This window comes from Spirosoma aerophilum (genome assembly GCF_054782495.1).
The window spans coordinates 202623-215927 of record NZ_BAAGSJ010000009.1 but is presented as its reverse complement, the minus strand read 5'-3'; the positions used below and the strand labels follow the sequence as shown (position 1 = coordinate 215927).

The 13305-nt window shown below is 48.0% G+C and carries 13 protein-coding genes; 7 read left to right on the top strand and 6 right to left on the bottom strand.

What is annotated here, in order from left to right:
- Positions 1-40: 40 nt before the first annotated feature.
- The gene (locus ACYVK4_RS08560; protein WP_461127077.1) at positions 41-1333 is read right to left on the bottom strand and encodes a bifunctional 3,4-dihydroxy-2-butanone-4-phosphate synthase/GTP cyclohydrolase II; all 1293 of its coding nucleotides are present in this window, start codon (positions 1331-1333) and stop codon (positions 41-43) included.
- Positions 1334-1901: 568 nt separating this feature from the next.
- Here ACYVK4_RS08560 and ACYVK4_RS08555 point away from each other — a divergent pair.
- The 3 genes from ACYVK4_RS08555 to ACYVK4_RS08545 all read left to right on the top strand — a co-directional run bounded on the left by ACYVK4_RS08555 (position 1902) and on the right by ACYVK4_RS08545 (position 5161).
- Positions 1902-3539 (top strand): T9SS type B sorting domain-containing protein, encoded by a 1638-nt coding sequence (locus ACYVK4_RS08555; RefSeq protein WP_461127076.1) that lies wholly within the window; start codon positions 1902-1904, stop codon positions 3537-3539.
- A 138-nt stretch (positions 3540-3677) separates the two neighbouring features.
- Positions 3678-4016, top strand: a complete 339-nt coding sequence (locus ACYVK4_RS08550; RefSeq protein ID WP_461127075.1) for a YbaB/EbfC family nucleoid-associated protein — start codon at positions 3678-3680, stop codon at positions 4014-4016.
- Positions 4017-4129: 113 nt separating this feature from the next.
- The gene (locus ACYVK4_RS08545) at positions 4130-5161 is read left to right on the top strand and encodes a glycosyltransferase family 2 protein (protein WP_461127074.1); all 1032 of its coding nucleotides are present in this window, start codon (positions 4130-4132) and stop codon (positions 5159-5161) included.
- A gap of 47 nt (positions 5162-5208) precedes the next feature.
- Here the strand turns inward: ACYVK4_RS08545 and ACYVK4_RS08540 are convergent, their stop codons facing one another.
- Positions 5209-5430, bottom strand: a complete 222-nt coding sequence (locus ACYVK4_RS08540) for a PspC domain-containing protein (protein WP_461127073.1) — start codon at positions 5428-5430, stop codon at positions 5209-5211.
- 338 nt (positions 5431-5768) lie between these two features.
- On the opposite strand from ACYVK4_RS08540, the gene ACYVK4_RS08535 reads away from it, so the two are divergent.
- Positions 5769-5975, top strand: coding sequence for a cold-shock protein (locus tag ACYVK4_RS08535; RefSeq protein ID WP_461127072.1), 207 nt, complete (start codon positions 5769-5771; stop codon positions 5973-5975).
- Positions 5976-6270: 295 nt separating this feature from the next.
- Here the strand turns inward: ACYVK4_RS08535 and lysS are convergent, their stop codons facing one another.
- Complete coding sequence (gene lysS / locus ACYVK4_RS08530; RefSeq protein WP_461127071.1) at positions 6271-8040, bottom strand: lysine--tRNA ligase; 1770 nt, start codon at positions 8038-8040, stop codon at positions 6271-6273.
- 209 nt (positions 8041-8249) lie between these two features.
- Between lysS and ACYVK4_RS08525 the strand changes: the two genes are divergently transcribed.
- Together ACYVK4_RS08525 and ACYVK4_RS08520 are read left to right on the top strand one after the other, a co-directional pair.
- Positions 8250-9101, top strand: coding sequence for an SPFH domain-containing protein (locus ACYVK4_RS08525; protein ID WP_461127070.1), 852 nt, complete (start codon positions 8250-8252; stop codon positions 9099-9101).
- A 183-nt stretch (positions 9102-9284) separates the two neighbouring features.
- On the top strand, positions 9285-9482 hold the full coding sequence (locus tag ACYVK4_RS08520; protein ID WP_461127069.1) for a type II toxin-antitoxin system antitoxin: 198 nt from the start codon (positions 9285-9287) through the stop codon (positions 9480-9482).
- A 67-nt stretch (positions 9483-9549) separates the two neighbouring features.
- Here ACYVK4_RS08520 and ACYVK4_RS08515 read toward each other — a convergent pair whose 3' ends face one another.
- Together ACYVK4_RS08515 and tsaB are read right to left on the bottom strand one after the other, a co-directional pair.
- Positions 9550-10344, bottom strand: a complete 795-nt coding sequence (locus ACYVK4_RS08515; RefSeq protein WP_461127068.1) for a type III pantothenate kinase — start codon at positions 10342-10344, stop codon at positions 9550-9552.
- Between the two features lie 91 nt (positions 10345-10435).
- Entirely contained in the window at positions 10436-11149 is a 714-nt protein-coding gene (gene tsaB, locus ACYVK4_RS08510) for a tRNA (adenosine(37)-N6)-threonylcarbamoyltransferase complex dimerization subunit type 1 TsaB (RefSeq protein ID WP_461127067.1), read from the bottom strand.
- Between the two features lie 406 nt (positions 11150-11555).
- Here tsaB and ACYVK4_RS08505 point away from each other — a divergent pair, with 406 nt between their 5' ends.
- Positions 11556-12224 carry a TetR/AcrR family transcriptional regulator gene (locus ACYVK4_RS08505; protein ID WP_461127066.1) on the top strand — a complete coding sequence of 223 codons (669 nt, stop codon included), beginning with the start codon at positions 11556-11558 and terminating at the stop codon, positions 12222-12224.
- Between the two features lie 76 nt (positions 12225-12300).
- Here the strand turns inward: ACYVK4_RS08505 and ACYVK4_RS08500 are convergent, their stop codons facing one another.
- Positions 12301-12795 (bottom strand): hypothetical protein, encoded by a 495-nt coding sequence (locus tag ACYVK4_RS08500; protein ID WP_461127065.1) that lies wholly within the window; start codon positions 12793-12795, stop codon positions 12301-12303.
- Positions 12796-13305 lie beyond the last annotated feature (510 nt).

The window sequence follows — 13305 nt, the reverse complement described above, 5'->3', positions numbered from 1 at the left end:
TTACCGACTTACCGACTTAGGCGAAGCCGCTTACCCACTTTTACTGTTCCTCATTCACCGGCTCATTCATAATGGTATGACCCATTTTGTCTCGTTTTGTTCGGAGGTAGCGCTCGTTGTGTGGGTTCGAGGCAATTTCGATGGGTACCGTATCGACGATTTCAAGTCCGTAGCCCATCAAACCAGCCCGTTTTTTGGGATTGTTCGAAATGAGTCGGAGTTTACGAACGCCCAGGTCCCGTAAAATCTGCGCCCCCACGCCATAATCGCGGGAGTCCATCGGCAGGCCCAGGTCGAGGTTGGCTTCAACGGTATCGCGGCCCATTTCCTGAAGTTTATAGGCTTTAAGCTTATTGATCAGGCCAATGCCACGACCTTCCTGAAACATATACACCACAATCCCTTTTCCTTCGGCTTCCACCATTTTCATAGAGGCCTGAAGCTGTGGGCCGCAGTCGCAGCGGCACGAGCCAAAGATATCTCCCGTCACGCAGGAGGAATGCACGCGTACCAGCACCGGCTCATTCGGCTCCCAGGAGCCCTTCACGAGCGCCAGGTGTGTATCGCCCGTATTGCTTTGTTTATAGGCGATCAGGTCGAAATGGCCCCACTGCGTGGGCATGTCAACACCGATCTCACGACGAATCAGGGTTTCGGTACGCAGCCGATAGGCAATCAGATCCTGAATGCTAATGAGCTTCATGCCGAAACGATCGGCCAGTACGCGTAGCTCGGGCAGGCGGGCCATGGTGCCGTCTTCGTTCAGTACTTCAATCAGCACACCCGCTGGCGACAGACCGGCCATCCGTGCCAGATCAATGGCAGCTTCGGTATGGCCTGCCCGACGAATAACGCCACCTTCAACGGCTCGCAGGGGAAAAATATGACCAGGTCGGCCCAGATCATCCGGTTTCGTGTTGGGGTCGACCAGCGCCTGAATGGTCTTGGAGCGATCAGAGGCCGAAATACCGGTTGTACAGCCATTCCCCAGCAGGTCGACCGATACCGTAAACGGTGTTGTATGCACAGAGGTGTTGCTGGTAACCATCATATCCAGTCCCAGTTCGTCGCAGCGTTCCTGGGTGAGCGGGGCACACATAAGACCGCGGGCTTCGCGAACCATGAAGTTAACCAGTTCGGGGGTAATCATCTCGGCCGCGCAGATCATATCGCCTTCATTCTCGCGGTCTTCATCATCCACCACCAGGATAATTTTGCCCGCCTTAATATCGGCGATGGCGTCTTCGATACGATCCAGTCGAATAGCCGCTGACTCGGTCGAAATTCCCGAATTTTCGGGAGTGGTTTCAGAGTTGGTACTATTATTGCTCATTTTTTTGGTTGATGCGTGTCTGTGCCGGTATTTTTGGTAAGCAGTTCTCCGCTTCAGTTTAAACGGAAAACTGATTTTAAGAAAGATACGTTTCGCCGGATGCGAAAATGTAGATTGAAGCCGTTTCCAGGTATAGAAACGTCTTGTTTATACAAACGATAAAAATTTACCCTTCGTGCGAATTTTACGACTGTGGCCGACTGATTTCAGGGTGAAGACCAGCCTATCTGCTGGTTGGCTAATAGCCATATTTTTTTTTATTGTACTTCCAGTCAACCCTTTGTTTGCTCAGGTTGACCCTAACTCTGACGCTAACAATAATTATTGCGTGAATCCTAAAGGTGCGTTAGCTGGAGGGTTTCTTTTGGAAAGCAACCGAATATGTGTTGGTGGATTTGTTCGTGTTAAAAATGGTAGTGTTTCGTCCAATTTGAGGAATGTTGGTTATGTAAAAGATTACAATGGTAAGGGAATTCCGCTTTCCTCTGAACTAGGGCCAAGTTTTCAGTATACTAAGCCCGGTTCATATACCATTTTACAGGTAGGTACTATTAATGGAACAAGTGCTTTGGCCTGTCAAACCATTACCGTTCTGCCGCTCGATGCCGTTTCTTTCACCGCACAGGCCTGCCTGGGCCGTCGGGCAACGGTAACTGTTGATCCATCGACATTGGGTCAATATGATAGTTATAACGTCCGTTGGGGCGATGGGGTTGTTGCGAACTTAAGTCGCGACGAAATGCTGGCGAATCCAGCTCATACCTACAACACATCGTCAACGGGTACGCCGACCATTATTATAGAAGGAATATACGGTTCGGCTGCCTCACCGCTTTGCAGCGGTGCGCAAAAGTCCCAGTCTATTACACTACTGGCTACGGCCACCCAGCCTATTATCAACGCCTTAACCACAACGAGCGATAAAGCGATTGATATCCGGTATCAGACCAGCACAGGAACGTCGGTACTGCTTTATCAGAAAATAAACGGCGCCTATACATCGACGGGCCAGAAGGGATCAGGTGCGGGGACTTTTACCGTACAGACCGATGCCAGCCAGGTTCAGTGTTTTCAGTTGGTTACGCAGGATGCCTGCAACAGCACGCCCCTGAAGTCGGATGAAGTGTGCAGTCTGGTACTGGACGTCAAGGCCGCCAGTAAACAAAACAATCTGAGCTGGCAACCCTATGCCGGGACAGCTTCACTCTTTCGGTACTACCGCATCACACGGAACAATGCGCCAACTGGTGGCACAATAACGAACCGAACAACCAACACTTATGCCGACGCCAACAATATTACCTGCGGAACGCAGTATTGTTACGCACTGGAAGCTACCGTTGGGCCAACACTGATAACATCTGCCAGGGTATGTGCTACTGGTATTAATGGCGACACGCCCGGCGATGTCGGGAATGTGATTGTATCGGTCGAAGACGGGCAACCCAGGTTAATTACGACGCCCCCCGCCACCATTGGCGCCACAGACAGTTATACCATGATTGTAAGCCGGGCCTCTTCGCCGTCGGGGAGTTTCCAGCCCATTGCTACCCTTGAACGCAAGAGCACCTACACTGACGGCAGCGTCAATCCAAATACGGGGTCCTATTGTTACCAGGTTGTCTATCAAAACAGTTGTGGGTTGTTTTCCAAGCCGTCAGTGCCGGTTTGCACGGTGTTTCTGGAGGCCAAGTCAAACACGGGTATCGACTGGAACGCTGACTCACCCTTCACGCCCGAATCGATTGACAGCTACACGGTTGAAGTTATCGACTCGGTGAATGGCACCAAGCGCGAAATTCTGGTTGGCGGTAATACGCACTACGAGCCCGACCCGAACGATCCAAACCTCCAATCGCAGAAATACCGCATCATTGCCGTATCAAGCAGTGGAACTGTTTGCTATTCTAATTTTTACACCTTCCGGCGGGAGGCCAGAATTCTGGTGCCCGATGCGTTTACGCCCAACGGCGATGGCATGAATGACGAGTTTCTGGCCAGAGGGATTTACGTTGACCGTTTCATGATGAACATTTACAATCGCTGGGGAGAGGTTGTATATAGCACAGTGAACAAATCTCAGGGTTGGGATGGTACGATCAATGGCCAGAATGCCGAGGCTGGCCAGTATATGTATCGAATTGAGGTCGTCGATCTGACAGGACTGAAAACTGTTCGTACAGGCGCGTTGTTATTGATACGATAGAGTCGGTAAGTCAGTAAGCGGCTTCGCCTAAGTCAGTAAGTGGCTGAAGCAAAAACAGTGATCATGCGTCAACCGCTTACCGACTTAGGCGAAGCCGCTTACTGACTTACCGACTTACTGACTAAAAAGACTACAAGTATGAATATGATGGATATGTTTGGGAAAATGAAGGAAGTTCAATCCCGAATGAAAGATGCTCAGGAGAACCTCAGCGCCGTTACCGAAACGGGTGAATCGGGCGCAGGGCTGGTAAAAGTGACTGTGAATGGTCTGAAAAACGTCCTGAAAGTTGAGATAGACCCGGATTTGATAAAGTCGAACGCCCCCGCAGATCGCGAAATGCTGCAGGATCTCATTGTGGCGGCTACCAACAAAGCCATGGCAAATGTGGAAACAAAAGCCCGCGAACATCTGCGTCAGGCAACCGAAGGGTTACTGCCCAATATCCCTGGCTTGAACCTGGACGGGTTAATGTAGGAAAGTGTTCGTAAGTTTACGGTTTATAGTGCGCGCGTTCTGGTTTGCCACTGCCCGGTTGGACCGTAAACCAAAAACCGCCGACTGTAGACCGTAAATTTTAAGCGCATTTTGTGGATACCCTTGCCATTGTTATCCTGAATTACAACGGACAACCGTTTTTAGCCAAGTTTCTTCCCACCGTACTGGCCAATGCGGATGGTCACCCGGTTTATGTGGCCGATAGTGCATCGGCAGATTCCTCAGTACCTTTCCTGCGGGCTAATTTTCCTACTGTCCGCGTCATTGAACTGCCTCGTAACGAAGGGTATGCGGGGGGCTATAACCAGGCACTCGACTACATCCGAAAACACTACGGCGGTGCCAAATACTATGTTCTTCCCAACTCCGATATTTCTGTAACAACCGGCTGGATTACGCCGGTCCTCAGTTTGTTGGAGGCCAATCCCGCCATTGCGGCCTGTCAGCCTAAAATAAGATCATACGATCAGCCTGAGATGTTCGAACATGCGGGAGCGGCCGGAGGCTTTGTCGACTGGCTGGGTTACGTATTCTGTCGAGGGCGGGTATTCGCTACTTTTGAGGCAGATAAAGGGCAATATGACGATAACAGGCCTGTTTTTTGGGCTACCGGTGCCTGTCTGTTCATGCGCGCCAGCGTATTTCACGATACCGGTGGATTCGATGCCTCTTTCTTTGCCCATATGGAAGAGATTGACTGGTGCTGGCGTATTCAGCGGCTCGGCCATGAGGTGTGGGCCTGTGGGGAGTCGACGGTCTATCACGTTGGGGGCGGCACCCTCCACAAATCCAATCCGCATAAAACGTACCTCAACTACCGCAACAGCCTGTTGATGCTGTATAAAAACTGGCCTGCCGATGGCTGGTTATGGCCTAAAATCATGTTTCGGTTGGTACTCGATGGGTTGTCGGCGATTCTATTTCTGAAGGTAGGACAGTGGCGCGATGTGTGGGCCATTGTGCGGGCGCATTTCGCTTTTTACGGTCGATTGCCGCAGCTCCGCCACCAGCGCAGACAGTTAAATGCTCAACAAAGGAGGGAGGTAGGCTTATACCCGCGCAGCATTGTCTGGAAATACTTTGCCGAAGGCAAAAAGACGTTTAGAGAGATGTATGATGTATGATGTAGGGTATGTGATATGGCTGGACACATTTTACAGCGTACATAAAATCACAGTTCCCAGATAGTTGGGTGGGCATGTCGACGGAGATGTTTGCTCATTTCCATCCAGAAAGCCATAATAAGATATAGAATAACGGGTGAGCCTAACGTTAAAAACGACGTATAAATAAAATACAGCCGAATACTGCTTGCCGAAATATTCATTTTCTCGCCAAGTCGAGAGCAGACGCCAAACGCCTGACTTTCAACAAAATATCTGATCTTATCCATGTCTCTAATTTGCGATGCGTGTTTAGGAATAGGCACTCCATTTAGCCGAACTAACGTCTACACCTGATAGATTGTTTGCCGTTTACACAAAATGCCCATATAAACATAGTGAAAATAGCTAAAAAAACGTCGGTCTCTACTTGTAGTAAGAACATTTTTCTTTTCTTTGTAGTGTAACCACGTGACTAGTCTTTAAAGGCTATTTTTGGTTTTACGTCCAACAAATATCGCAGATTTTACCTATGTATCTATTGAATAAGATACCCTGCTGTTTGGTTCGCGTTCTTTGTTGATAACTGACCCTTTAAGTTTTTAAATTGTTAAATTGTTTAAGTTTTATGCAAACAGGTGTAGTAAAATTCTTTAACGAAAGTAAGGGTTACGGATTCATTGTTGAAGACGATACCAACCGGGACATCTTCGTCCATATCACCGGCCTGAACGGTACGACCATTCGCGAAAAAGACCGGGTTCAGTTTGAGGTGGTTGACGGCAAAAAAGGACTAAATGCCGTAAAGGTAAAAAAGTTAGACTCAGAATATTAAGCTTCTAGCTCGTCTACATATGAATGTGTAACCCCCGCCCGATAATGTCAGGCGGGGGTTTTTATTTTTAGTTAGTAAGCGGCTACGCCTAAGTTGGTAAGTCAGTAAGTGGCTACGCCTAAGTCGGTAAGTCGGTAAGTGGCTACGCCTAAGTTAGTAAGTCAGTAAGTAGCTGGCGCAAGAGCAATGTGTATGCGCCAGCTACTTACTGACTTACTGACTTACTGACTTACCGACTTACCGACTTACCGACTTAGGCGTAGCCACTTACCGACTTACTCACTTACCAACTTAATTAACTCACCCACCCTTTTACCTCATCCAGCGTTGGCATTTTGGCTTCCAGTTTCAGCTTTTTGCGAACGCCACCCAGGTCGTTGAACAACTTGTTTGGGTTTGCTCCCTGTAGTTGCTCGACGGTCATAAAGCCTAGTTTCTGTACAGCGGGTACCCATTCGGCCGGAACGCCTGCCGTAATGAATTCGCTTTCGTCGGCCACTTCCTGTTTCTTCTCGGGGCGCATCTGTGGGAAAAACAGCACATCCTGAATCGACGCCTGGTTGGTCATGATCATCGACAAACGGTCGATGCCCAGTCCTACACCCGCGGTTGGCGGCATCCCGTATTCGAGGGCCCGCAGAAAATCTTCATCGAGGACCATGGCTTCCTCGTCGCCCCGCTCGGCTAAACGCAGCTGTTCTTCAAACCGCTCACGCTGGTCGATAGGATCGTTCAACTCCGAGTAGGCGTTGGCAATTTCTTTACCATTGCAAATGGCTTCGAAGCGTTCAACCAGACCCGGTTTGCTCCGGTGCTTTTTGGTCAAAGGCGACATTTCAACGGGGTAGTCGGTGATGAACGTGGGCTGAATCAGGTTGGGCTCACAGGCGTCGCCGAACAGCTCGTCGATCAGTTTCGATTTGCCCATCGTGCTATCCACTTTAATGCCGCGTCCTTCGGCTACCTGCCGCAGTTCAGCCTCTTCCATCGCCGACACATCGACGCCGGTATACTCCTGAATGGCTTCGAACATGGTAAGCCGTTTCCAGGGTCGTTTGAAATCAATAACGTTTTCGCCCACGGTAACTTTCGTCGTACCGGCCACATCCAGTGCTACCTTCTCGACCATCTCCTCGATGGTGTCCATCATCCAGAGATAATCCTTATAGGCAACGTAGAACTCTACCTGCGTAAACTCCGGATTGTGGGTGCGGTCCATGCCCTCGTTCCGGAAATCTTTGGCGAACTCGAACACACCGTCGTATCCGCCAACAATCAGGCGTTTCAGGTACAACTCGTTGGCAATTCGCATGTACAGCGTCATGTCGAGGGAGTTGTGATGCGTACGGAATGGGCGGGCAGTGGCTCCGCCATGAATGGGCTGCAAAATGGGTGTTTCGACTTCCAGATAGCCTTTTTCGCTCAGGAACTGCCGAATGGAGTTGACCAGTTTTGTGCGTTTAATAAATACGTCGCGCACCTGCGGGTTCACAATCAGGTCGACATACCGCTGGCGATACCGTTGTTCGGGATCGGTGAACGCGTCGTAGGTTTCCTTTTCGCCCTTTTCATTCACGACCTCTTTCACCACTGGCAACGGGCGCAGCGATTTGTTAAGGATTTTGAATTCCTTCACATAAACCGACAGTTCGCCGGTCTTGGTGGTGAACACGTGTCCCCGAACACCAATGATGTCGCCAATGTCCAGCAACTTCTTGAATACGGTGTTGTAGAGCGTTTTATCTTCGCCGGGGCAGATGTCGTCGCGTCGGAAGTAGAATTGCATCCGTCCGGTGGAGTCCTGTATTTCGGCGAATGAGGCACTGCCACTAATTCGAAACACCATCAGGCGACCCGCCAGTTGAACATTTCCCCAGCGTTCGTCGCCGGAAAAATCCTGTTCGGGGGCAATCTCGGTGCCAGCGCCCCCGGTTTCGAAAGCCGCCCGAATGTCGGCTATAGTTGTCGTTACGTCAAATAATTCGGCAGGGTAGGGGTCAATGCCCATCCGCATTAATTCTTCGCGCTTTTGTCGGCGATTTATTTCCTGTTCACTCAGCAGCATGATCGTTATTGAGTCGGTTAGCCAACAAGCTAACCAGTATTAGAGGGCGCAAAAATAGTGAAAAGGATTGGCGTTTACAGTGATATGGTTAAAGAAGCCACTGATGGAGTTGCCCGACCGTTCTCATAATTTTTTCATCATGGAAGAAAAGAATATCTATCATTGTGCTATCAAAATGATATTACTTTATTGAACTAATTTTTACGGTCATGCAGGAAAAACAACTTACATCTGCTTCTGGGTATCTGTATTTGGGGATAGCCTTGATCTGTTTTGCCATCGCAGTCATCGCCTTTAGCTATGGTGCCGGAATTTTGGGTGGCTTTCTGGGGTTTGCGGGCTTCTTTATTTTAAAAGGTATTGTTGTGATTTACCCAAAGGAGGGTATGGCAGCTACCTTCTTTGGCGATTATGTGGGTACCATTAAAGAAACGGGTCTGCAATGGGTGAATCCGCTTTACAGCAAAACCAAGATTAGCCTGCGCGCCCGAAACCTGAACGGGCAAACGCTGAAAGTTAACGACAAGATGGGCAACCCCGTTGAAATTGCGGCTGTTGTTGTCTGGCAGGTGAAAGACACCGCCAAAGCGCTCTTCGAGGTGGATAATTACGTAAACTTCGTACAGATCCAGTCTGAAGCGGCCGTACGTAAACTCGCCAATTCGTATGCCTACGACCATATGGAAGACGAAACTTCGTCGGTCACTCTGCGTGATAGCAGCGGCCAGATCAATGTGTTTCTGGAAGAGGAGTTGAACGAACGACTCGAACGGGCTGGTGTGGATATTATTGAAGCCCGTGTTAGCCACCTGGCTTATTCGTCCGAAATTGCTGGCGCCATGCTACAACGCCAGCAGGCATCGGCCATGATTGCCGCTCGTCGCCTTATTGTGGAAGGAGCCGTAGGTATGGTTGAGATGGCCCTGGAGCGACTGGAAAAAAATGGCGTAATTGCCCTGGACGAAGAGCGCAAAGCGGCTATGGTTAGCAACCTGCTCGTGGTGCTTTGTGGCGAAAAATCCGTTAGCCCGGTCGTCAATGCCGGAACACTGTATAATTAAAGGAGTGAGGAGTTAGCAGCGAGGAGTGAGGAGGGCTGACGCATGCCAGGGCGCAGGAAGATAGTGTCTATAACGTATTGAGGAGTGAGGAATGGGAAGTGAGGAGGGCTGACGCATGTTTTCGTGCTACTGCGTCAGCCCTCCTCACTTCTCACTCCTCGCTCCTAACTCCTATAAAAAAACATGGCTTCCGAAAAAAAAGCATTTGTCTTAAGGATTCAACCGGAAACGTTGAAAGAGCTGGAGCGTTGGGCGCAGGAAGAGTTTCGGAGCGTTAATGGCCAGATTGAATATTTATTGAACGATGCGTTGCGTAAACGAAAGAAACGCAGCCCCGGCGTGGCTGATGACGAGACATCCACATCGGTGGAAGAGCAGTAGTAAATTGGGGAACTAGTGGAGTGGTTAGTTGAGGTTCATGAGTGCGCCTTGCTGTTTTTTCATTTTATTATTCCACTACTCCACTACCGTCTATGCTACCTGCTACAAATTCGCCAATCAATCGAATACCATCGAGGGTGAGGGATGGCACAATATCGGTAAATACATCCTGCAAGGAAGGAATTCGGGCCGACAGTCCACCCGTGGCAACGGCTATGCAGTCGCCGTTTAGTTCCGTTTGAATCCGGCTAACCAGGGAACGAACCAGCCCTTCATACCCTAACACCACGCCAGCCTGAATGGCGTGGGTCGTACTGGTGCCGAGTGCCGATGAAGGTACCTCGATCGGCACTTCGGGCAGTTGGGCCGTATTGGCGAACAAAGATCGAATGGCTGTTTTCAGGCCCGGTGCAATCGCTACACCCAATAGCTTACCCTCGCCGGACACGGTTGTAAAGGTTAAGGCCGTGCCAAAATCAACGACGACACAAGTGCGTTGGTAGCGGGTAAAAGCCGCCAGTGCATTGGCCACCAGATCCGCTCCAATTTCGTGCGGACGTAAAACCTCGATAGGCAGGAGTGGATAAATGCCCGGGCCAACCACTACCGGCTCAAATCCGAACAATTCGTGCAACATAGTCCGCAGTGTAGGACTTAAATCTGGTACGACGCTGCTTAAAACCGTTGTTTTCACCGCGCTCAACGGGATGCCGGCTTCGAGTAACCACAGCCTCAACCGACGCTCATAAGAGTCGGCTGGCTCATCTCGCCGGGCGGGGGTTCGCCAGATGTGTTGCCAGGTAACTGTAGAATACAGGCCAAAAACGGCGTCGGTGTTGCCAATATCAACGATAATCTGCACGAGTACAAGAGGTAGTTGCCGGGGCGAAATAAGGGGAAAAAAGGCATATTCCCTCGCTGCTGCTTAGTGCTTGTGCGCAAAGTCCCTTCTTTCAGGGTTGGAACATTGGCTTTTTAGGCTTTATGGCCATGAAATCTTTCAGATAAAAGGGTTCAAAGGAAGCAACATCTTCAAACTGGTTTTGGTCGAAAGCGAGCGCTGCCAATTGCCCAATGGTCCGGGCTGAAGGGAGAATGAGTTTATTGGGGAAAATGGCATTTTTGTGCGCACTTAACAGCGAGCGACATTTCTCCGCGCCATCACCGAAAAAGACAACGGGCCTTTGGGACAACCACTCGTTAAACGATTGTTCGTCGATAATTTTGGCGGTAGTTGCCTGAACCTCCTGCCCACCGTTGGTATAGAGCGCGCAATACACTTCCATCCGTCGGGCGTCGATCATGGGGCAAAGCAGATGATCGGCGGGGAAAAATGCCCTGATCTGTTCAGCCATTGCCTGTAAGGTGTTTATAGCCATCAGCGGTTTGTCGAGGGCAAAACAGAGCCCTTTAGCGGTAGAAACGCCAATCCGTAAACCCGTATAAGACCCTGGTCCTTTAGCAACTGCTACCGCATCTAACTGAGTCAATTCAAAACCTGCCTGACTAACAATTTGGCTTATGAGCGTGGTCAGCATGGCTGAAGAGGTTCGTTCGGTAAAAAGTTCGTAAGAACCGAGTATACTGGAACCGGTCGTGTTGTTTTGATGATGCAGCGCAACGGAACAGACGGTTGTTGAGGTATCGAGGGAGATGATGAGCGACATAAGACGGACAAGTAACAGCGGTCAATGTAACCGGTGATAAAATATTTTCCAAGTGAAAAGAATCAACTCGTTATTTAACCAGTCTCAACAATAAGATTATTCATGTATGTACAATTTTTTTTCTTTATTTCCTTTATAGATGAAACGATGCCTTTTAGTATACAGTGCCGATAGAACTTTATCAAAAAAGCATCATTAACAGCGGGGAAATGAGTAAAAATCTTTGTTCGTATGAGTATAAATACGGAAAATAGTGAGTAAAAGCCTTGTATAGGCTAAGTATGCTATTGCCCTAAATTGTTAATTATTAGTAGGCTCTTAAAATAAATAGTTGCTTCAAGGTGACTTTTTGTAAACTATAAATTCTACATTAGCAGTAGGAATCTAATATTGTCTCAGAATATAGATGGAAAAAATTAGAAGAAATCGCGCAGAAACCACACAGCGTATCGTAAATGCCCTTGAGGATGTCCTGGCTGAGCAAGGTCTTGAAGGGGCTCGGATCAATCAGATTGCTGAAAAAGCGGGAATTAGCAAAGTGCTCATCTACCGATATTTTGGTGGTCTGGATGGCTTAATGGAGTATTACGTGCGCATGGGTCGTATGTTCCCACAGTTCACACCGGCGATGCTGGACCAAATTCGGCCTATGCATCAAGATGATCTGGCAAAAGTATGGTATCGGCAGGCAATACAGATGTTTCGTTACATGCGGACATCCAAAGCTGCGCGGGAAGTGCTGAAAGCTAACGTTGTCGAAAACGATCCAACTGCAGATGTTATCAGCAAAGCTCAGGATGACGAGATGATGCGGCTGGTCAATCAACTTTCATTTATAGAGGGGCCAGATAATCAGGCAATTTCAGCGGTAATGCTGGGTGCTCTGTCCTATCTGACTATTCAGGCGCAGAATAACCACACGATGGTGGGTATTGATCTTCGGAGCGAGCAAGGATGGCAGCGCATCGAGGGAGCAGTAAAAATAATTTATCTGGCATTAAACAAAATGGCTGTTGAGTCGCAAATGGTCAAGTTGAGCCCACAAGCAAAAGCTATACCTACAAGCCAATGGTGAATCGAGTAACGCTATTTGTCTCCCTAAAAAAAGCTTCCCATTTCAGATAGGAAGCTTTTTTTATGCCCTTTCGGGACTAAAGCAGGGTGAAGTTGAGCATTTCGCGGCCAAATTGCTGAATGAGGGCTTCGATCTGCTGAGCCTGCTGCACAGTTGGATATTGTTTACTTGTCATGAACTGGCTCAATAAGTCCAGTGGAATGTTGGTTTGCTCAGCCAGCGCATTAATTCTGAATTGCTGGAAAAGTTCTCTAACCCGGGTGAGGTCATAATGATAATCAAACACAAAATCGGTAGGGATCGCGTGTGTTCGATCGTTTTGTTCAGCCAGAAAGCGGGTGAATTCGGTGAGTTGAGAACTTAGTTTTTTAGCAACAGATTCCGGCGTATTTCCGATGGTTAGTGTTAGGGAACCTTGTCTTTCAATGCGCCCCCAAACCTGACTACCCTGCTTTTCGAGTATAACCGTTAAGACCGAAAGTGGATTAGGTGCATAGTTAATGTTTTTATGGATTGCTTCCTTCGATACATATCTTGACCGGAATATACTGTCTAAAGTGCCTGAAGGCACCCTTCCTATACTTCTAAGAGGCAACACAAGATACTGTCCGTCAAGGGTATATATACTACATGTACTTCCTGTATGAGCTAGTACCCAGTCTCTATTATGTAATATATTTATTGAAGTCTGTAAATTCATAGTATATACTTTGCAGCTTTTGCAAATATGCAACTTTTTTGGGTTTGGGCTAAGTGTTTAATCCCCTAATATTAGTTATTTACCATTCTTAGTGAGAATAATAAAAAAGAATATCGTATTGAAATATATAAATTAATTTATGTAGGTATTAATACGTAAATAATAGCCAAATAATATATGTGTTTATGTGATATAGTTTCATATATATCACTACTGTTTTTTTATATTAACAATTGTGTAAAATAATTTCCTTCGATATTAATATTGGCTTCTTTTTTAAAAGCATTTATTTATTAAAATTGATATTCGTTAACATTATATACACGATATTATTTGTATTTATAAAATTGTAGCAATATATTTGAACGTCAATATCAGTAA

What these genes read in the sequence shown, in the direction of transcription:
- ACYVK4_RS08535 (WP_461127072.1), top strand. Translation starts at nt 5,769, where the DNA reads ATGCAAACAGGTGTAGTAAAATTCTTTAACGAAAGTAAGGGTTACGGA.
- ACYVK4_RS08520 (WP_461127069.1), top strand. Translation starts at nt 9,285, where the DNA reads ATGGCTTCCGAAAAAAAAGCATTTGTCTTAAGGATTCAACCGGAAACG.
- tsaB (WP_461127067.1), bottom strand. Translation starts at nt 11,149, where the DNA reads ATGTCGCTCATCATCTCCCTCGATACCTCAACAACCGTCTGTTCCGTT.
- ACYVK4_RS08560 (WP_461127077.1), bottom strand. Translation starts at nt 1,333, where the DNA reads ATGAGCAATAATAGTACCAACTCTGAAACCACTCCCGAAAATTCGGGA.
- lysS (WP_461127071.1), bottom strand. Translation starts at nt 8,040, where the DNA reads ATGCTGCTGAGTGAACAGGAAATAAATCGCCGACAAAAGCGCGAAGAA.
- ACYVK4_RS08525 (WP_461127070.1), top strand. Translation starts at nt 8,250, where the DNA reads ATGCAGGAAAAACAACTTACATCTGCTTCTGGGTATCTGTATTTGGGG.
- ACYVK4_RS08540 (WP_461127073.1), bottom strand. Translation starts at nt 5,430, where the DNA reads ATGGATAAGATCAGATATTTTGTTGAAAGTCAGGCGTTTGGCGTCTGC.
- ACYVK4_RS08505 (WP_461127066.1), top strand. Translation starts at nt 11,556, where the DNA reads ATGGAAAAAATTAGAAGAAATCGCGCAGAAACCACACAGCGTATCGTA.
- ACYVK4_RS08550 (WP_461127075.1), top strand. Translation starts at nt 3,678, where the DNA reads ATGAATATGATGGATATGTTTGGGAAAATGAAGGAAGTTCAATCCCGA.